Raw genomic sequence first — 20,677 nt, forward strand, 5'->3', positions numbered from 1 at the left:
GTCGCGGTGTCGTCCCTTTTTTATTGGACCAGGATGGGCATGGAGCGCTGACCCGTCTGCACGCGAAGCACCATGAAGTACAGGCCCGGCGCAAGGCCAGACACTGAAACGGTCTGTACCTGCCGGCCAGCGGCCGTGGGAGGCGACTGAATGCGCCGAACGACGCGGCCGAGCAAGTCGACTACCGTCCACTCTGGCGCCGCGGCATGGGGCAGGGTGTAGTGCACCTGCACCAGGTCCGTGCTCGGATTGGGGTAGGCCGATCCCAGGACGAACTCCTCAGCGTGCTCGGCCGAGGCGGACGTCGCCGACGGTGCAATTCGGATTTCAAACCGGGCTTCGGTCAGAGCGATGGTCGAGCTATTTGTCTTGGAGGCGGAAGGCTCAACCGCGAACCGATAGCGATTGGTTGTCCGCATGGGCTGGCCAAAGCCCGTGCTGAGATCCACGAGTTCTACCGACCAATCCTCGGGCAATGCATCCAGGCCGAACCAGGCCAACTCTGCCGTCCCCCTGATTCCCTGCGCGTCTACCTGGACCGGGATCGACAGGGGGCGGTCCAGGGACAGCGGAATACTCAAAAGCGACTGCGCCTCTTCCCGACCGGCTCGTTCTCCAACCAGCGTCAGTGCCGCGAACTGCTCCGACAGAGGCCTGCGCTTGGAGGAATCGTACCGGTCCCAACCGGTAGTCACGTCATTCCTCACAATCAGCGCTGCGGAACGATCGGTGCTTAGCAGGTGACCGGCATCGTCCGTTACCGTCAGCACAAAATCGGTGCGCAGCGTGGGGGAACGCTTGCCCACAAAGGTGCCTCCACTCGTGCGACCGGTCAGCGCGTAGGTGATCGTGGTCGCCCCGGCCCCTACCGTACTCCTCTGGATGAAGAAGCCCTGACCCACCGGGACCACATCGCCTGCCCCGCCCTGCGTCACATTTGTGTAACTCCCGGAAGAAGGATCCCAGAGCTTGACCACGGCCTGGTGGCCGGTCATGGTCAGACTCTCGATGTCGAAGCTTTGGAGGAAGGGATTGCCTGCCAAAAACCATTCTTCGTCCACGTCCAGGGTGGCCGTCACGTTTGCCGTACTCGGGCCACAGGCAGGAAACATGACCGGGAAGGTGGCGCCCACTTCCTGCGTACCGTCGTCATAGAGATATGCGGCAAATCCATGGCCGTGGGTGAGGCCGTCTGACGAGGCCGTGTCGAGCCAGCGATCCTCCGCAGTCGCTCCGGCGCTCTCGTCGTATCGGCGGATCTCGTCGGGGCCACTGATTGTGATGCCTTCCATTCCAGCGCGGGTCTGGCCGGAGCACGGAACAGAGAGCAGCCTCCAACCCACATTGTTGCTCTGCCCGGCAGTGCCTGAGATAAACAGCGCCTGGTTGCCGATGACCGTATCGGATGCCCACCAGGCAACGTCGTTGTCGGTATCCGCGGCGGCAACTACATCCAGATCGCCGTCGGAATCCAGGTCCGCAGCAACGGCAGCCGCCGCTCCGTCAAAGGCAGCGTCCACTGTCGTCGCGGTCCAGGTACCTCCCGACCCGTCGTTGGCGTACCAGATCACATCATCGTCCGTGTTGGCGGTAATCAACACGTCCAGGTCGCCGTCGCTGTCCATATCGGCCAGGAAGACGGATGCAGGTGCGGTAGGCGTGGCAATGGAGGCTTCGGTCCAGCTGTTGCCGTTTTCGAACCATGAAACCTGGTTGCCGTCGTCACCCGCTGCAACAATGTCCAGGTCACCGTCACCATCCAGATCACCGAGCGCCACGGATCGGGCTCCGTTGAATGAGGCATCGACGGCGGTTTCAACCATGGCAAGCCCTGTGCCCAGCGTGTTGGCAAACAGAGTCACATCATCGTCCGTGTGGCTGGTACCGACCACGTCGAGGTTTCCGTCTCCATCCACATCGCCAACCGCAACGCCCCAGGCGCCGTTGAACGAGGCCTTGATACTGCGCTCCGTCCAGCTGGACCCGCTACTCGCACTTTGAAACCACGAGAGCTGGTTGCCGTCCCCGCCGGCCGCGACCACGTCGACGTCGCCGTCACCGTCCAGGTCACCCACCGCCACTGCCCGAGCTCCGTTGAACGATGCGTCGATCTGCGTCGTCGACCACCCGCTGTTTGCGTGCCACTCTACATCGTCATCGGTGGGGTCTGCGCTGATGACATCCAGGTCTCCGTCTCCGTCGATGTCTGCGACCGCGACAGAAGCGCCCGCGCTCCCAGCGTGAATGTTGCTGCTGGTCCAACCGCCACCGGAAGTATGCAGCCGCGCGGCCGTTGCCGATCCAGCGCTGACTAGGTCGATATCTCCGTCTGCGTCGATGTCCGCGGCAACCACCGAGGTCGCGCCGGTCAGGTCTGACTGAACCGTCGTTTCCGAGCCGGTGGAAACGATGCGTCCGCGACGGCTGCTTTCCCACCAGCCCATGTCGCCGCCAGAGGTGCCCTGACCCGAGGCGAGTACGTCCGGATCCCCGTCCCTGTCGATGTCAACGGCAAGCACGGAAACGGCATCGGTGAAGGACAGGTCGATGTCTCGCTGGGTCCACGTCCCGCCGCCCGCGTTCTCGTACCAGACCACGTCGGCACCGTCATCGCCGACGGCCAGCACATCCAGGTCCCCGTCTCCGTCAAAATCCACAGCATCAACATCGGAGGCCCCGTCCAGGTCGGCGTCAATGCTGGTTTCCGCCCACGAGTTGCCGTTCTCGAACCAACTGACATCGTCCAGACTCGTCGATGTCCCAATCACATCCAGATCACCGTCTCCGTCCATGTCGGCCAGATCGATGTTACCTGGATTGCCGAATGCGGTCTTGATGTTCGTGTCCGCGGCGAACGTGCCGGAGCCATTGTTGGCCCAGGTAACGATGCTGCCTGCGTCAAATCCGCTGCCGACCACATCGAGGTCGCCATCTCCATCCAGGTCACCAACTGCCACAAAGCGGGCTCCGCTGAAGTCCGTGTCGATGCTGGTTTCGCCCCAGATCCCGTTCGCCCACCAGGACACATCATTGTCAGATTCGACGGCCGCAATGATGTCGAGATCACCATCACCGTCGATGTCGCCCGTGGTGGCCGAGTACACGCCGGTCAACAGCACATCGATGTTCGTCGTCGTCCACGTCGAACCATCGCCGGTGCTGTTAACAAACAGCTTCAGATCGTCGGTTGAGGCCGATCCCACCACGTCGATGTCGCCATCACCGTCGACATCTGCCGCATGCACACCTCGGGCTCCATCAAACGAAGTGTCGATGGTCTGTTCGGTAAACGATCCGCCGCTGTTTTGCCACCACGAGATGGTATTGCCGTGCACGGACAGCAGGTCGATATCGCCGTCGCCGTCCACATCCGCCGCGTCGATCTGCAACGTGGCGTCCAGGTCAACCGTCGTTCCCGAAAACGCTATCTGTGCTTCCGCGCTCTGGCCCAAAGGCAGCAGGAGCGCGGCAAACGCGACGATTATTCTCCGCATGGGTGCCGGTGTCGGAGTGTGAGTAGCAAGTCGCAATCTAACCGTCGGGGCTACCCGCCGAAAGGCTACCGCCGCCACGCAAGAAATTGTCGCATGGCGCCCGAAATCAAGGGTGTGAGGCGCTCGCGGTTGGCTTGATCGCCGGCGCGTTTGAAGGCCTCCGCGAGAGTCGGATAGGGAATCACCATGGAGGCAAAATCCCGAACCCCAAGTCCACCCTGCACGGCCGTGATCAGCACGGATGCTAGGTCGCCGGCGCCCGGGGCGACGATGGTGCCGCCGAGCAGCCGTCCATCCCGCCCCTCCGCCAGGCGGAGTAGTCCACTCGAAAGGCCGTCCGTCCTGGCCCGATCCAACGATGCGAGATCAACCTCGTGCCACCGACCGGCTTTCTCCTCGAGTTCAGCCGACTGCGGTCCGACGTGCGCCAACTCAGGATCGGTGTAGGTGCACCACGCCATCAAAAGGTCGCTGACCTTCTTCCGCCCCAGGAAAAGCGCATTCTGAATCACGATGCGGGCCATGGCATCGGCGGCGTGGGTGAATCGATAGCCCGATGCCACGTCTCCGGCCGCGAAGATTCTCCGGTTGGACGTGCGCAAATGATCGTCCACAATCAGCCTGCCATGGTCCGTGCGCACACCGGCCGCCTCCAGGCCCAAATGATGCAGATTGGCTGAGCGACCTACGGCTACCAGCACGGCGTCCGCATTTAGACTGCGCGTCTCCTCGCCCTGCTGCACGTGCAGCAAGTCATCTGACACATGGCTCACCTCGGCACCGAGCACCAGATGCACGCCATCGCCCTCCAGGGAACGCCGCACCAGTGCAGCCGCCGTCGGGTCCTCGTTGGGCAGCACCTCGTCATCCCGACTGACAACCGTTACGCGACTGCCGAGCCTCCGGAACGCCTGGGCCATCTCACAGCCGATGGGACCTGCGCCGATTACTGCGAGGTGTGCTGGGCGCTCATTGAGGTCAAACAGGGTTTCGCTGGTCAGGAAGCCCCGCTCCGCGAGACCGGGCACGCGCGGTACCACCGGAGAGGCCCCCGTGGCGATCACAGCGCGAGCGAATCGGAGCTCGACGCCGTCCACCGTCACCGTGTTGTTTCCGCTGAACGCCGCGGCACCAAAGAACACATCGACGCCGGCGTCGCTAAGGCGACGGGCGGAGTCGTGCGGCGCTATTTCCGCTCGTATCCGGCGCATTCGGCTCATGACGTCTTTGAAGTCCGGCACCTCGTCCTGCGACTTGGCCTGCCGGGCGGAAGCGAGCAATGCTTTGGACGGCACGCAGCCGGTGTTCAGACAATCACCGCCCAGCAGATGGCGCTCCACCAGAGCAACCCGCGCACCGAGGCCGGCCGCGCCCATCGCGCAAACCAGCCCGGCCGTACCCCCTCCGATCACGACCAGGTTGTAGCGGTCGGCGGGCCGCGGCGGCTGCCATCCCGGGGGCGCTACATGAGCACGTAGCGCAATGTCAGAGGGGTCTGAAGCGATCATGACTTGAGATACGGCTTGAGCGCTCGCCTCGCCAGGCGGGCCGAGTACCAGACAACCACCACCGTGGCGAAAAAGCCGATGGCCATGAGAGCCCCGGATCGAGGCGCGGCGTTCAGCAGTCCCGGAGCAGTTGCGACCAGGGAACCGGCGATCACCACCATGGCAGTGCCGGGAAGCATTCCCAGGAAGGAAGCCAGCACGTACTCGCGCAGGTTGACCGAGCTCGCGCCCAGCATGTAGTTCAGCAGGTTGAACGGAAACACGGGAGAGAGCCTCAGGAGCAGGACCACGAGAAATCCGCGTCTCCCCACAGCCTGATCCACTGCGTGCACTTTGGGGCCGAACCGGGCCTGAAGCTGCTCCCGCACCAGGTACCTCCCGGCCAGAAACGCTGCGGTCGCGCCGAGCACACTCGCAGGTGACACCACCAGCAGTCCCAGCCATGGTCCATATACAAATCCCGCCGCCAGACTCATCAGGGTGCCGGGAATCATGAGCAGAGTGGCACCCACGTAGACGACCACAAATCCGGCGATACCAGGCAGTCCGCTGTCACCGAGTCGCATGGCCACATCGGCCAGTCCGGCACGGCCGGAAGGGCTCGCAGCCAGCCACGCAGCCACAGCGGCCACCAGCACCATCCCGATCAGGCGGAGAGTCGGTCTTGAGCGTTGAGACTCCAATCGTAAGGCAATGTCTTGATGGCGGGATGGTGCGTGCGGATCCAGGCCGCATCGTCCGCCTCCATACAGGACGCCACGAAGCCGGATATCGGGGAGGGGAAGTCTGTCTCAAACCAGTCGAAGATGGCTGAGAGATACAGCACATTCCCCTGCCGGTCGAGGCGGTTCCTTGCCGGGTCCCGCACAAAACGCAGCATGGCTCCTTCCAGCTGCTCCTCCAGGCGATTCGCCTGGTACGGCTCCGGAGCCAGCTCCGGACACGACATCGAGGCACAGTTGATGGCGGCATGGATGCGCGGTTCGGAAAACCGGCTCCGAAGAATTCGGTGCTCCAGCCACAGCAGATTCATGACCCGGCGCATGCCCGGAAGCCTCACCGTCGGCGTCAGGAACGCCCAGCGTGGCAGGAGGCCAATGTCGCGGATGCTGCCGACGGGATAGTGGCTAACCACCAGGCGCAGGGTAAACGCGTTGTAGGCGTTGATCCAGAAAGCCAGCCGTTCCGTCTTGGACCAGGCAGCGAACTGCCCGCGGCGCACCGCGCCGAGGGCCTTCAGATAGTCCTGGAGCTGCGTGGGACTCGCTTTCAGCCCTCGGTAGTCAACCAGGCCGCCCCGAACACGGCTGCGCAGTACGTCACCCCACAGGGCGTGTTGATGATCGAAGGGCACTTTCTGCGCCATGCTTTAGTGAAGGGACACGCTGAGCTAGATTGGCTGCTCACCTTTTGCACAGTCATGCTACGTCGTTTGCTCCTTTTGGTGGGTGCAGCCATCCTGCTGCTTGCCCCGTCCGTCGATTCTTTTGCTCAGTCTACCGACTACTATTTCCCGGAAGGCACCACGTTTGATCCCTCCGTGCCGTCTCCCGAGGCATTCCTGGGGTACGAAATCGGAACCTTCCACACGAGGCACGACCGCATCGTCTCCTACATGCGCGAGTTGGCCCGACTATCGGCCCGCGCGCAGTACCGCTCGATCGGGCGCACGCATGAACTCCGCCCCATGCCGGTGCTGACGGTAACCTCCAGCGCCAATCATCAGCGACTTGAAGAGTGGCGCACCCGGCACCTGGCTTCGCTTGAGGGCGACCCCGACCCGGAAGTCCCGGCCATCGTACACCTTGGCTACGGCGTGCACGGAAATGAAACGTCGTCCGCTGAGGCCGCCATGCTGACGGCCTATTGGCTGGTTGCCGGAGAGGGCGCCGAAATGGACCGGATCCGCAGGGAAGGCATCTTCCACATCGAGCCCGTGCTGAACCCCGACGGAAGGGATCGGCACACCTTCTGGGCAAACGCCAACCGCGCCCAACCCTTTGTGGCAGATCGACTGGACCGCGAGCACAACGAGACCTGGCCGGGCGGCCGGACCAACCATTACTGGTTCGATCTGAACCGCGATTGGCTCCCGCTTGTGAATCCGGAAAGTCAGGCGCGCATCGACTTCCACCACGCCTGGAAGGCGCAGGTCGTCACCGACTACCATGAGATGGGCGCGAACAGCACTTATTTTTTCGAGCCCAGCGAGCCTTACGGGTCGTGGAACCCCCTGCTACCGGAAGAGCTCTACACGGACGTGACGGTCGATTTCGCCCGCTACTGGGCGGAGTCACTGGACGAAATCGGCAGCCTCTATTTCACCCGGGAAGTGTTCGACAACACCTACCCCGGCTACGGCTCCACGTACCCGAATTTCCTGGGCGGCCTGGGTCTGGTGTTCGAGCAAGCCAGCGCGCGCGGGCACATCCAGGAGAGCAGCCACCATGGCACCCTGACCTTCTGGTTCGCCATCCGCAATCATGTGCGCACAAGTCTTGCGACCGTGCAGGCCGCCATCGACAAACGCGCCGACATGCAGGAATACCAGCGCCGGTTCTTTGCATCGGCCCTGTCTGAAGCGGACGGTTACGCCACGAAGGGCTGGGTATTCGGGGATCCTGTGGACCACGCACTGAACCGCGCTTTTCTGGAGCTGCTCCTGCGCCACAAGATTCGTGTGCACGAACTCTCCCGGTCTGTGGAGGGCTTTGAGCCCGGCATGGGATGGGTGGTGCCGGCGCGCCAACCGATGTATCGCCTGGCCCGCTCCATTTTCGAGCGTACGGAGACGTTTGCGGACTCGGTGTTCTACGACGCCTCGGCGTGGACCGTGTCCCTGGCCTATGGAATTCCGGACGCCGAGCTTCGAGGCACCCTTCCTCTGGGCGATGAGGTCATTGCCGTTCCGGCCTTCGCGGTGCCTGAGGTACCGTTCTCGCAGCTGGCCTACCTGATGGACTGGCGGGACTCGGCGGCGATGCCGGCTCTCCAGGCCATGCAGGCCGCCGGGCTTCGCGTGGAGGCCGCCTTCGCACCGTTCACGGCCCGCACATCGGCCGGGGAGGTGGAATTCGGTCGGGGCTCCATCAGCATTCCGGTGTCGATTCAGGAGCACTCCGCGGAGGATGTGCACGCCATCGTGTCCCAAGCCTCCATGAACCACGGCGCCCCGGTACACGCGGCCACCTCACTCGGCGTGGTCTCCGGGCCGGATCTGGGCAGTGGCCGATTTCGTCCCGTACGCGCTCCCCGGGTGCTCATTCCCATGGGCGATGGGGTCAGTTCCTATGAGGCCGGTCAGCTCTGGCACCTGCTCGACACGCGTGTCGGCATGCCGGTCACCAAGATCGATCCCGCCGATCTCGGTCGTGTGGACTGGTCCGACTACGATGTGCTGGTGCTGGTGTCAGGAGCCCAGCGGTCTTTCTCGGGAGATCGACTGGACAATCTGAAGACGTGGATCCGAGGCGGAGGCACACTCATCGCCCAGCGAAGTGCAGCCGCCTGGGCCGCGCAGAATGAGCTTACACCCAACGTCGCGGCGCCAGGCATCGGAAAGCCCGTAGACCCGGAGGAAAAACCCGACGCGCCGAAGCCGCCACCTGAGCGAGAAGACTACGAACTGGCCTCGGAGATCTCGGGTGCCCAGGCCATTGGGGGCTCCATCTGGCAGGCCGACCTCGATGTCTCGCACCCACTGGGATTCGGTTACACCCGCCGATTCCTGCCCGTTTGGCGGGACCACAGCTGGTTTTTCGCTCCTAGTCAGAGTCCGTACGGAACGGTCGCGCAGTTGATTGAAGGGGACGCCCACCTCTCCGGATACATCTCGGACCGAAACCGGGATCGGCTGTCGGGCTCGCCCTCCGTTATGGCAGACCGGTTGGGCGGCGGCACGGTGGTCTTGATGATTGACAATCCGAATTTCCGCGGGTACTGGCGCGGCACGAGTCGTCTATTCGTAAACGCCCTATTCTTTGGCGACGACATCCAGGCTCCGTCCGCTCCGCGTTGAGCCCGTCAGACGATATCCGCCTCCCTCCGCGCTCCGCCGACCGTGTCTGAAACGCCTCTCTGCCCGAACTGCGGCACCGAACGACCCCACTCATTCTGTCACAACTGCGGGCAGAATGACTTGCCGCTTCGCCAGAATGCCTGGCAGTTCCTGAGACATGCGTTTACGGAGTACTTCGGGCTGGACGGGCGCCTCTGGAAGACGCTGTACCAGCTGCTTTTCAGTCCGGGCTCTCTGACGGTCGAGTACCTCCAGGGGCGCCGGAAGCGCTATCTGGCTCCGTTGCGCCTGTATCTGAGCGCGACAATCACCTTCTTCTTTTTGCTGTCGGTGCTCGACCCGGTCGGCGCGCTTGATGAGCGCATCTCAGCCCGGGCAGATACCACCATGACGGTGGCGGCCTTCATGGCTGACATAGAGGAAGACCTGGAGTCGCTGGAATCGCGTACCCAGTTGGCGCGTCTGGCTTTCGACGCGGCTCAAGGTCGGGTTGATAGTCTCACAGCTGTGTTCGAGGCCGACTCGCTTTCGGGCGTGCTGGCAGACAGCGCATCGCTGGCATCCTTCAGGCAGCGCCTGGAGGAGGCGGCAGAAGCGGCGGAGGATGAGGAGGAGGATTGGCTGGATCGTGTTCAGGACAGGGACCGGAATCGTCTGACCTGGCAGCAATCGGTGCTCGAGACATACCCACCGGACAGTCTGGTCCGACCTCAAGACCTTCAGGAGGCCGCGGCCATCCTGTTTCCGTCAGAATCCAACCTCAACATCACCGTGATGGGGGCGGAGAACCTGACGAACTCACCGCTCAGGCGGCTGAAAGAAGCAAGAACGCCCACTGAGACCCGACGTGCTGCTGTCGATTTCGGCCGGGGGGCCATCGACAAGCTGCCCATCATCATGTTCTTCATGTTGCCGGTCTTCGCGCTGCTCATGAAGCTCGTCTACATCCGACGAGACTGGTACTACAGCGAGCACCTGGTCTTTGGACTGCATAACCACGCCGTCGCCTTCCTCGCGTTCAGCATCATGGCGATTGCGTCGGCCGTGTCCGGGGACAACCCCGAAAATGTCGGAGCAGTAGTCATCCTGAGCGTCACCCTGGATGTGCTGCTGATGCTGTACTTCTATGTGGCCCAGAAGAAGGTGTATGGACAGGGCTGGTTGAAAACAGGCGTCAAGTTTATGCTGGTCGCCTCCTTCTACTGGCTTGCGATACTGATTTTCGGCGTCTCAGGTGTGCTCCTGCTGGCAGGGTTGTTCGGCTGATCAGCGCTGCCCCGGGTGGTAGACCTCCTCGGTGTGCTGCTCCAGCTGCTCCGGATAGTAGTACACCTCGCGCAGGTTGCCGTTGGCGTAGCGCTCCGCCTGATCGTTGAAGTGAGGCGAGTCCGGATCGCTGGAGAGTCCGCCGGCGGTCACGGCCATCGCCCGCACGGAATCGCCGAAGGCCACCGCAGCCACAAAGCTGTTGCCGCTGGTCCCGTACCGACGCACCGTGCCCGGGTATGTACGCGCTCCGAAGGACGCCAGCGAGCCCCATCGCGCGGACGTGAACCCTACCGGGATGCTCGGGCCGTCATCCGAGAATGGCTGCCGAATATCCCCGGTCAGGCGCTGAAAGCGATTCACCTCTCCCCAGGGTGTCTGCCATGAGCCGAAGTGGGCGGCGAGGGTATCGACGGCCTCGGACAATCCCTTCAGCAGCAGCGGACGGGCGCCGGGTGAGGCCATGTAGGCTTCCAGCGACAGGCCTGCATCCCGCGCATTACGCATGGCGGACGGCCGGGTCTGCTCGGCCCAATAGACGGCGAGTGTAGTCGGTACTGACTCCTCGCCCCACATGTAGTCCCACTCCCTCAGCGTTTGCAGCGGCTCCGCGACACGCTCCTTCAACGCAGAAGCCGCCGTGCGGTCGTACGCACTCACCAACACCGGAATCATCTCTGCGAACGCGGAGAGGTACGGATCAAAAGCGGCGTCGGTGAGGGATTGCAGGGTGAACGCATCCTCCCGGCTCAGCACGCGAATGGCATTGATGCCACGCGCGTTTTCCCCACTCCGCTGCACATAGCGGGGATAGTCGTCCTGATCCGGGCTGAACTGCCCCGCTGCCGAAAACGGCCAGTTGTTGGTGTTCTGCAGCCAGCCATTGGGCGGGTTGAACACGTTCGGGGTCTCTTCAATGCTCAGCACGCCGTCCCAGTCGGTAGCCGGGTCGCTTCCGTCCACCGGACTGGTGAAGTCGAATCGGTTGTCGCGGCGCGGGATGAAGTTGGAGTGCCAGTACGCAATGTTGCCCTCTGAATCCGCGTAGACCGTGTTGTTAGATGAGTTGGTATGCATTTCCATGTTCTCGCGGTAGTCCGCAAGGTTGCGCGCCTTGGTGCGCCCGTAGGATTGCATGAGGGCCTGCATCGGCTCCTCCATCATGGCCACAGCCACCCACTCGCCATCCAGGTCACGAACGATGGGCCCGTGATGCGTGCGAAACGTCTCGAAGGTGCGCTCCGCCATGCTGCCGTCTTCCGCCAGATAGGGTACCGTGATCTCCTTCACCTGCACCGGCCGGAGCTCATCGCCATAGCGATAGAACAGGGCGCCGTCCTGTTCTACCACGTCCTCAACAAACTCATCAATGTTGTCCACGCCTGAGGATGTATGCATCCAGCCTGCATCCTCATTGAATCCCTGGTAGACAAAGAACTGCCCCCAGGTGACGGCTCCGTACGCATCCAGCCCCTCGTCCGACTTCATGTGCAGTTCGGAGCGAAAGAAGAATGAGGTATGCGGGTTGATGAAGAGCAGGGCCTCGCCCGTTGCGCTCTTGTCGGGAGCAATGGCAAACCCGTTTGATCCGGTCGGCTCTGCGTGGAACTCCTCGTCCGGCACAAACACTTCGGCGATGGCAGCGCCGAGCGCAGTGGACGGCGGCCCCTCTTCGGGCGGCGTCAGACCCGCAGCCTCCCGGAGTGGCGCAGACACCATCGCCCGTGGGTCCCCGCCGTAGAACTCCTCAAGCCTGCCAATACTGACGCGCTCGATGTCACCGCCGATGGACCCCTCGCTGAAACTCAGGGCCATCCAGGGCTCAAATCGCGTAATCACGCGCGGCGTCACCTCGGGATGCGTGTGCAGGTAGTAGTTCAGTCCGTCGGCCCAGGCATCCATGAGCGCCACCAGCCATGCCGGGCTCTCATCGTACATCGCGCGCAGGCTGTCTGGATCAATGAACAGCTTCATGCGCAGGTCGCGGTAGATCTCGTCTTCCCCCTCTGCCTCTGCCAGGCGTCCCATGGCGTTGATGAAGTTGGTCTCGACGCGATTGAAGTCGTCCTCTGCCTGCGCGTAGACCATGCCAAATACCGCGTCTGCGTCGGTGGGACCGTAGATGTGCGGTATGCCCCAGTCATCCCGGGTGATGGTTACCCGTTCGGCGGTTTCCTGCCAGCGGGCCAGCTCCGGATCAGTACAGCCAACGAGCAGGACAACGAGGAGAATCAGGGGGGCGCGCATGACTTCAGGCATTGATTGGGCAGGTTCGAACTTAACTCCTCAAGGGTGATCGCCGATACCCGATACACGCTCCCTCATTTCCCTCGGTGTCTGGCGTGAAATCATCCCATTCTCTGGCGGCCCTGCTTGTCGCCGTACTGCTTTCCGGCTGCGGCACCGTGTCGCTTGCCACCCTGGAAGAGCCGGTGCGCACACCGGTCGCCAAGCCCACGCAACCCGACGCCGAGGGCTGGATCTCCGTTCCGGAAGAACCGGACCAGCCCGCTCCGGAGGACCAACTCTCCCATCTTGAAGCTGAAATCCGCGGCTGGATGGGGACTCCGTATCGCTACGGGGGCAATGACAAGAGCGGCGTGGACTGCTCGGCCTTTGTGCAGAATGTCTTCGCGGAGGCCCTCGGTTTGGCCCTGCCGCGCACAACAGCGCAGCAGAAGGAATCCGGCACCCGGGTCACTCGCGCAGCGCTCGAACCGGCGGATCTGGTCTTTTTCCACACGCCCAAACGCACTGACCACGTAGGTATCTACCTGGGCGATGGCCAGTTCGCACACGCATCGTCAAGCCGCGGAGTGATGGTCTCCAACCTGTCCGAACGGTATTGGGATGATGCGTTCGTCTTTGCGCGCAGGCCCGTAGAATCGGCTCCCCGCGCAGTGCGCATGCTGGCCCAGGAACCCGTGCCCGTCGAGGTCTCCGAGCAGGCGCCCCGAAAGGCTCCATCCAAAAAGGCGAACTCGCGTCGACGCACGGGCTGGTAGCCTGCACGACGAGGAGCCCTGCCGGGCGCCTCCAATGCCGAAACTTCTGACACAGGCAGCGTAGGCTAGGCACCATTTAGCCTTCCTCCCGTGGCCGACCTCCCAGACAAGAAACCGAAAGCCAAAATCACTGCGGCCACCTGGCAGGCCGCACGGTCCCTGATGTGGGATCACCGCGGGAAACTGGCCTTGGGCATGGCCCTGATGGTGGTCAACCGTCTGAGCGGATTTGTGCTGCCGTGGGCATCGAAGTACCTGATCGATGACGTGGTCAATGCCGGACAGGGCGATCTGCTGCTTCCGCTGGCACTGGCCGTGGGAGCGGCGACCGTGGTGCAGGGCATCACGACGTTTTCGCTGTCCCAGGTGATCAGCGTGACGGCACAGGGTGCCATCATGCAGATGCGTCGACGAGTCCAGGACCACGTCACGCGACTGCCCATCCGCTACTTCGACTCCACGAAGACCGGGGTGCTGATTTCGCGCATCATGACGGATGCCGAGGGAATCCGCAATCTGGTGGGCACCGGGATCATCCAACTGGTGGGAGGACTGTTCACGGCTGTGCTGGCCCTCGGCGTGCTGTTCTGGCTGAACTGGCAACTGACCGCGTTCACGCTGGCCCTGCTGCTGGTGTTTGGCGGCGGTATGGCGCTGGCGTTCAGCCGACTGCGCCCCATCTTCCGTGAGCGCGGCGAAATCAACGCGGACGTCACCGGTCGTCTGAACGAAACGTTGAACGGCATTCGCATCGTGAAGGCCTACGGGGTAGAGGAGCGCGAGCAGAACGTGTTCTACGACGGCGTCAATCGCCTATTCCAGAACATCCGCCGGTCCATCACTGGTGTGTCGGCCATCTCCACCTTTGCCGGACTCGTGATCGGAGGAGTCGGCATTATTCTGATTCTTGTGGGAGGCCGCTCGATCCTCGCCGGGGAGATGACTCTCGGCGATTTTGTGATGTACGTATTCCTGATCGGGCTGCTTGCGGCCCCCATCGTCCAGATTGCAAACATCGGTACACAGGTCTCCGAGGCCTTCGCCGGTCTGGACCGCATCCGGGAGCTCACGGCCAACCCAACCGAGGATCAGGAGGACGAAAGCAAGGATCGCCTGGGCGAAGTGCGTGGCGACATACGCTTCGAGGACGTCACGTTTGCCTATGAGGAAGACGTGCCGGTCCTGCGGGGCGTCTCGCTGGAAGCCGCTGCCGGCACTACGACGGCCTTGGTGGGGTCAAGCGGTTCGGGCAAGAGCACTCTTGTCAGCCTGGTGATGGCATTCAACCGTCCTGACTCCGGGCAGGTGCAGGTGGACGGCCGTGACCTCGCCAGCGTGCGCCTTAAAGACTACCGGAGCAACCTTGGCGTTGTCATGCAGGAGAACTTCCTGTTCGATGGCACCGTGGCCGACAACATTCGGTTCGCCCGTCCGGACGCCTCCGATGAAGAGGTTCGCCGCGTTGCCGCATTGGCCAATTGCGACGAGTTCGTTTCCGGATTCCCGGACGGATACGATACCGTAGTAGGAGAGCGGGGTGTCAAACTCTCCGGTGGGCAACGGCAGCGCATCGCCATCGCACGCGCCATCCTTGCCGACCCGCGGATACTGATTCTGGATGAGGCGACCTCCAGCCTCGACTCGGAGAGTGAGGCCCTGATTCAGGAGGGCTTCCGAAGCCTTCGGGAAGGGCGTACCACGTTCGTCATTGCTCACCGTTTGTCCACGATTCGAAGTGCCGATCAGATTCTCGTCCTGGAAGAGGGCCGGATCGTGGAGCGCGGCACGCACGCCGAACTGATGGCCCTGGATGGGCGCTACCGCGAGTTGCACGACAAACAATACCGGTGGGAAGAGGACCTGTTTGTCAACCCGGGCGAGGACTATGCGACGCAGTCTCCCTGAGGGCCGCCCGGCGGTGTAGCCCGGGGCCTGCGCCGGTCATTCGGAAGGGCATTCCTGAGGGCCCGCGCAACCATTAGTTATACTTTTGCATATACTCCCGCAAATCGACGGGAGTCATGGCGCGAAGTGGACTTGGTGAGTTTGAGGAACTGGTACTGCTGGCTGTAGCGGCGCTCGGTGACCAGGCCTACGGATTGGGAGTACGGGACATGCTGCACACCGAGGCCGGTCGTAGCGTATCCCTCGGCGCCGTGCATGCGGCGCTGTACCGTCTGGAGGACAAGGGGCTGCTGGGGTCCGAACTCGGCGGGGCCACCGAGCAGCGGGGAGGCCGCCGAAAGCGCCTGTTTCGCGTGACCGGCAGTGGTGCCCGCGCGCTTGAGTCTGCCCGCGTGGCCCGTGAACGCCTGCGCACGCTGGCCCAGCCGGCACTCCAGCTGCAGTTCGGCGCATGAGAGATGCTCGAGCACCTGGACTGGCGCGCTGGCTCCTGGAGCTGTACTGCCGCGACGAACTCCTCGAAGAGATCCTTGGCGATCTCGATGAGGCCTGGCACGCAGACCTCCGGCGGCACGGATTGCGACGGGCGCGTCGGCGCTACTGGAAGGAAGTCCTCCTGTTCGTTCGCCCACACACACTGCGCAGACGCCGCGGGCGCATCGCGGCACCCATCATGCTGAAGAATCACCTACGCGTCGCCGGCCGATTCATGCTCCGGCACAAAACGTACTCGGCCATCAACCTGTTTGGCCTCGCTACTGGACTCACGGCGGCGCTGCTGATCAGCCTGTTCGTGCTGGACGAGCGCTCATACGACACCTACATCCCGGACGTCGACCGCATCTACCGCATCGTGGCGGGGCACAGCGATGCGAACTTCGATGGCATTGCCAAGGTGAACGGGCCGTACGGGCCCACGGCAGCTCGCGAACTGCCGCAGGTGGAGGCGTCGGCACGGTTCGTCTTTTTCGGGTCCACGACGATCGAGATCGACGGAGTGCAGCAGCAGTTGCAGAGCGGTTTCTACGCGGACTCCACCAGCTTTGAAGTCTTTCCCTGGCCGCTGATTTCCGGCGACGCGGATGAAGCCCTTCGCACTCCGGGAGGCATGATCCTCTCCGAGTCCCTCGCGGGCACGCTGTTTGGGGCGGGCCAGCCCCTGGGACGCACGTTTGCGGTTGGCGATCGGCAGTTCACGGTTACCGCGGTCATGGCGGACGTTCCGACGAACACCCACTTCCGTCCCGAATTCCTGGCCTCCATGGTGTCTTATGCCAACCCAAGCCACGACGATTGGGTCAGGTGGAATCAGTACTACACATACCTCAAGCTGCGCCCGAATGCAGACGCCACCCTGGTGGCCGGGGCCATCACGGATCTCGTCAGGAGTCGCCTTGGTGCTGAGGCCGAGCGCTTCGGTCCGCTCAGCCTTCAGCCGGTACAGGACATCTACCTGCGCTCCTCCATGTTCAGGGAGATTGCCGTGATGGGTAGCGCCGAGACCGTGCGCATGATGTCCTGGATCGCTGCCTTCATCCTGCTGCTGGCATCGTTCAATTTCGTGAATCTGGCAACGGCAAGAGCCGCCCTGCGTGCCCGGGAGGTCGGTGTGCGCAAGAGTCTGGGCGCGCGGCGTGGCGCCATCGCCCGTCAGTTCCTGGTCGAGTCCGGGACGAACGTGGTGCTGGCCGCTGCCCTGGCCGTGCTCCTTGCCCTTCTGCTGCTGCCCTTCTTCAACGAGCTTGCTTTCAAGTCCTTTGCACCTGCCGACCTGATCCGACCCGAGGTCCTGACGGTATTCGGGTCCATGCTGCTGGTGATGAGTGTGCTCGGCGGCGCGTATCCGGCATTCGTGCTTTCCGGATTCCGACCTGCCGTGGTCATGCGGGGCCGAGGCGAGCTCGGCAACCGCGGCGGTGTGCGTCGTGGTCTTGTGCTGGCCCAGTTCGTGATTTCCACCACGCTGCTGATGGCGACGGGCATCGTCTCCGACCAGCTGACCTACGTCACCGAGAAGCCGGCCGGTTTTGAGCGGGACCGACTGGTCTCCGTCTCGCTGCAAGACCCCTCCATGGCGCCTCGTCTCGAGGAACTGCGCAACCAGATGGCGGGCCTGCCCGGGGTCGAGTCCGTCGCGCTCGCGGCGAACCAGCCCGGCGGTGGTGATTGGGGCATTCCCATACAGATTCCGGGGTTTACGGACGAGACGCGGCCGGCCGTGCGCATGCTCGTCGGCGATCCCTCCTACACGGCCACGCTGGGGCTTTCTGTGGTGCAGGGCCGGCTGCACGATCCGGATCGTACCAACGAAGCGGAAGCTCTGGTGATCAATGAGGAGTTTGCGCGTCAAACCGGCTGGCAGGAGCCCATCGGAAAAATCGTGCAGATGCCGGCCTTCGAGCGGGAATTCACGGTCGTTGGAGTGGTCGAGGACTTCCACTTTCGCTCCGCGCGCGAGGCCATCTCTCCCATCATGATCTTTACCGCGCCCGCGCCGGGCTGGTATGGCTCCGTGCTCGTGCGGGTTGAGGATGGCGGCGCGGCGCAGGCTCTGGCCGGCCTGCAGGACGTGTATGCGCGGTTCGATGCGGAGAATCCGTTTTCGGCGCATCCGGTGGACGAGCGCTTCCAACAACTCTATGCCACAGACGAACGCACGGGGGAACTGCTCCGACTTGCGACGCTCATGGCATTCCTGGTCGCTTGCCTCGGCCTGTTCGGGCTTGCCAGTCATGCGGCTGAACGTCGTACCCGCGAAATCGGTGTACGCAAGGCCATCGGTGCCTCTTCGGCGGGCATTGTCGGCTTGCTGACCCGGGAGACGGTGTGGCTCACGGGGGCGGCTGTGGTCGGCGCGGTGCCCATCGCCGTACTGTTTGGCTCACGATGGCTGGAAGGTTTTGCGTACCACACCAGCATTGAGGCAAGCACGCTCTTGGTCGCCGGCCTGGGGGCCCTGGCACTTGCGGTTGCGACGACCGGGCTTCAGGCCTGGCGGGCCGCCCGCATGAGTCCGGTCAAGGCGCTGCGGACAGAGTAGTTGTGGTCGCGGCCGGACGGCCCGGACGACGCGGATGGTCTCGCGCCTGCCGCGTACGGACGGCGCGGACGATGCCGGTGGTCTCGCGCCTGCCGCCGGCGACCGGCCGGGACGATGCGGTTGGTCTCACCCCCGCCGCGGCGGCCGCAGGAGGAACCCGTGGATTTATTTGTCGTAACAACTATCAGTGTTCGACAACCCACGGTCATGACAATTCTCACCATTTCTGGCAGCCTGCGGGACGGCTCGTTCAACACCGCTCTCCTGGATGCCGCCGCAGAGGAACTGGGCCATGAGGCTCGCTTCACGCGCTTCGATCCGGGCTCGCTCCCACTGTACAACGGCGATCTGGACTCGGACGAGCATCGTCCAGAATCGGTACTGGCCCTCGGCGATGCGATCCGGGAAGCCGACGCAGTCCTGTTTGCCACTCCCGAGTACAATCACGTGATCCCGGGCGTGTTGGCCAATCTCCTGGATTGGGCCTCCCGGCCGCTTGGCGGTACCCCGCCGCTCCGGAACAAGCCGGTGGCCGTGATCGGCGCATCGCCCGGTTTGGTCGGCACGGCGCGGGCGCAGGATCACCTGAAGTTTGTGCTCATGACCATTGGCGCACGGCCCCTGGGCGGTGCAGGACTTCTTGTGGGCGGCGCGCTGTCCAAGTTTGAGGAGGGCAAACTCGTCGATCCCGAAACACGGCGCCGGCTACGCGAGCTCGTGGATCGTCTGATCCGTCAGGCCCAGGCCAGGCTGGAGGCGGCGTGATGCGTATTTCAGGCATCCATCACGTGACGGGGATTGCGGGGCCAGCGGCGAAGAATGTCGCTTTCTACACGCATGTGCTGGGGCTCAGGCTTGTCAAGCGAACCATTAATTTTGACGACCCCGGCACGTGGCACCTGTACTACGGCAGTGAGACCGGAGAGCCCGGCACCATCCTGACCTTCTTCCCCTACGAGCAGGCCAGGCAGGGAAGAGCGGGCAACGGCAATGTTGCTGAAACGTCGATCTCCGTTCAGGACGACGCGCTGGACACCTGGTTGGAACGCTTCGCCGAGGTGCGAGGCGCGGGACAACACGGACCGTTTGATTTCCGCCCGATCACGGAGCGATTCGGGGATCGGGTATTGCGTTTCCGCGATCCCAATGGATTGAATCTTGCGCTGGTCGGCCGATCATCCACACCGGCCCTGGGCTCGTTCGATGGCGTGACCCTGCAGGTATCTGAGACCGAACCGACGGCTCGCCTGCTTGAGGAGGTTTTGGGTCTTGAACGAGGCGCCGAGGAAGGCGCCCGGACGCGCTTTCTGACCGGGAATGGCAGTCGCGTTGATCTCGAAACCGGTACGGACCTTCCCCGCATGGGAGCGGGCACGATCCATCACGTGGCGTTTCGCGTGGCGAACGATGAGGAGCAGCTGGCCTGGCGGGAGCGCGTGATCTCGGCCGGCATCCCCGTTACCGAAGTGAAGGACCGCAACTACTTTCGAAGCATCTATTTCAGGGAGCCGGGTGGCGTGTTGTTCGAGATCGCCACGGACCCTCCTGGATTCACGGTGGACGAGTCCGTACAATCTCTCGGGCAAACGCTGAAACTGCCTGATTGGCTGGAGCCACACCGCTCCCGCATCGAGCAGCGACTCCCCTCCCTGGACAGCGTGCCTGCCTGATTACCGCCGTCCAGCCCCCCGGACTGCATGCTGACGACAGATTCGCTTCCACACAGGGCGAGCCCGATCAGGAGGTCGGGCCCGCCGGTGGCGGCTGCAGAAGCAGCCGTCATTCTATTGCATGGGCGTGGGGCGACGGCAGAGTCCATGTTCGAGTTCGAGCGCCTTCTGGACCTTGACGACAAGGTGGCCTGGATTGCGCCGCAGGCTGATCAAAACACCTGGTACCCCAATTCCTTCCTGGCACCGCTGAGCCACAATCAGCCATACCTGGCAGGGGCCCTTGCGCGCATCGACGAGGTCGTGGAAAGCGTGCTTGTGGAAGGCGTGGCCGCGGAGCGCATCGCCCTCCTGGGGTTCTCACAGGGCGCCTGCCTGGCGCTGGAGTACGCGGCGCGGTTCGGCAGAAACCTCGGCGCCGTAATCGCCCTGAGTGGCGGGCTCATCGGCACGGTGCAGAAGCGCGATGTCCGCCCGCCTGACGACAAAGAGTTTCAGTATCCGGGACGGCTCGACGGCGTGCCGTTCTTCCTTGGGTGCAGTGATGTTGATGCCCACATCCCGCTGGCCCGAGTGGAAAGGTCGGCTGCAGTCCTCAAGGACCTGGGGGCGGAGGTGGAGGCCAGAATCTATCCGGGGATGGGACACACGGTGAACGCCGACGAGATTCGCATGGCGCGGGATCTTCTGGCGCGTTGTTGTGCGAAGGGTGCGAACGGGTTACAATGAGGAAGCACGGCGTCCCCGGCCGTTCTTTCCCGTCTGAACCCA

The 20,677-nt window shown here is 63.3% G+C and carries 14 protein-coding genes; 9 read left to right on the plus strand and 5 right to left on the minus strand.

Features of this window, described 5'->3' with window-relative positions; genetic code table 11:
• Positions 1-20: 20 nt before the first annotated feature.
• The 4 genes from JJ896_00695 to JJ896_00710 form a co-directional block, all read right to left on the minus strand.
• Positions 21-3,494: a T9SS type A sorting domain-containing protein gene (locus JJ896_00695; protein MBO6778145.1), complete on the minus strand. Its 3,474-nt coding sequence runs from the start codon at positions 3,492-3,494 to the stop codon at positions 21-23.
• A 65-nt stretch (positions 3,495-3,559) separates the two neighbouring features.
• Positions 3,560-5,002 (minus strand): mercuric reductase, encoded by a 1,443-nt coding sequence (locus JJ896_00700; protein ID MBO6778146.1) that lies wholly within the window; start codon positions 5,000-5,002, stop codon positions 3,560-3,562.
• Complete coding sequence (locus JJ896_00705; protein MBO6778147.1) at positions 4,999-5,685, minus strand: TVP38/TMEM64 family protein; 687 nt, start codon at positions 5,683-5,685, stop codon at positions 4,999-5,001. The genes JJ896_00700 and JJ896_00705 overlap by 4 nt, the downstream gene beginning before the upstream one ends.
• Positions 5,649-6,368, minus strand: a complete 720-nt coding sequence (locus JJ896_00710; protein ID MBO6778148.1) for a DUF547 domain-containing protein — start codon at positions 6,366-6,368, stop codon at positions 5,649-5,651. The genes JJ896_00705 and JJ896_00710 overlap by 37 nt, the downstream gene beginning before the upstream one ends.
• Before the next feature lie 54 nt (positions 6,369-6,422).
• Between JJ896_00710 and JJ896_00715 the strand changes: the two genes are divergently transcribed.
• Both JJ896_00715 and JJ896_00720 read left to right on the plus strand, forming a co-directional pair.
• Positions 6,423-9,020, plus strand: a complete 2,598-nt coding sequence (locus tag JJ896_00715; GenBank protein ID MBO6778149.1) for a hypothetical protein — start codon at positions 6,423-6,425, stop codon at positions 9,018-9,020.
• Positions 9,021-9,140: 120 nt separating this feature from the next.
• On the plus strand, positions 9,141-10,286 hold the full coding sequence (locus JJ896_00720) for a DUF3667 domain-containing protein (protein ID MBO6778150.1): 1,146 nt from the start codon (positions 9,141-9,143) through the stop codon (positions 10,284-10,286).
• Here JJ896_00720 and JJ896_00725 read toward each other — a convergent pair whose 3' ends face one another.
• On the minus strand, positions 10,287-12,533 hold the full coding sequence (locus JJ896_00725) for a penicillin acylase family protein (protein MBO6778151.1): 2,247 nt from the start codon (positions 12,531-12,533) through the stop codon (positions 10,287-10,289).
• A 95-nt stretch (positions 12,534-12,628) separates the two neighbouring features.
• On the opposite strand from JJ896_00725, the gene JJ896_00730 reads away from it, so the two are divergent.
• The 7 genes from JJ896_00730 to JJ896_00760 all read left to right on the plus strand — a co-directional run bounded on the left by JJ896_00730 (position 12,629) and on the right by JJ896_00760 (position 20,635).
• Entirely contained in the window at positions 12,629-13,291 is a 663-nt protein-coding gene (locus JJ896_00730; GenBank protein MBO6778152.1) for a C40 family peptidase, read from the plus strand.
• A gap of 90 nt (positions 13,292-13,381) precedes the next feature.
• Positions 13,382-15,196 carry an ABC transporter ATP-binding protein gene (locus JJ896_00735; GenBank protein ID MBO6778153.1) on the plus strand — a complete coding sequence of 605 codons (1,815 nt, stop codon included), beginning with the start codon at positions 13,382-13,384 and terminating at the stop codon, positions 15,194-15,196.
• A 116-nt stretch (positions 15,197-15,312) separates the two neighbouring features.
• Positions 15,313-15,651 (plus strand): helix-turn-helix transcriptional regulator, encoded by a 339-nt coding sequence (locus JJ896_00740; GenBank protein MBO6778154.1) that lies wholly within the window; start codon positions 15,313-15,315, stop codon positions 15,649-15,651.
• Positions 15,648-18,236 carry an ABC transporter permease gene (locus JJ896_00745; protein MBO6778155.1) on the plus strand — a complete coding sequence of 863 codons (2,589 nt, stop codon included), beginning with the start codon at positions 15,648-15,650 and terminating at the stop codon, positions 18,234-18,236. Before JJ896_00740 ends, JJ896_00745 begins: the two co-directional genes overlap by 4 nt.
• 207 nt (positions 18,237-18,443) lie before the next feature.
• Entirely contained in the window at positions 18,444-19,001 is a 558-nt protein-coding gene (locus JJ896_00750; GenBank protein MBO6778156.1) for an NAD(P)H-dependent oxidoreductase, read from the plus strand.
• The gene (locus tag JJ896_00755; GenBank protein ID MBO6778157.1) at positions 19,001-19,906 is read left to right on the plus strand and encodes a ring-cleaving dioxygenase; all 906 of its coding nucleotides are present in this window, start codon (positions 19,001-19,003) and stop codon (positions 19,904-19,906) included. The genes JJ896_00750 and JJ896_00755 overlap by 1 nt, the downstream gene beginning before the upstream one ends.
• A gap of 27 nt (positions 19,907-19,933) precedes the next feature.
• Entirely contained in the window at positions 19,934-20,635 is a 702-nt protein-coding gene (locus JJ896_00760) for a dienelactone hydrolase family protein (protein MBO6778158.1), read from the plus strand.
• Positions 20,636-20,677 lie beyond the last annotated feature (42 nt).

The sequence above is a fragment of the Rhodothermales bacterium genome (genome assembly GCA_017643395.1).
Lineage (GTDB): Bacteria > Bacteroidota > Rhodothermia > Rhodothermales > UBA10348 > JABDJZ01.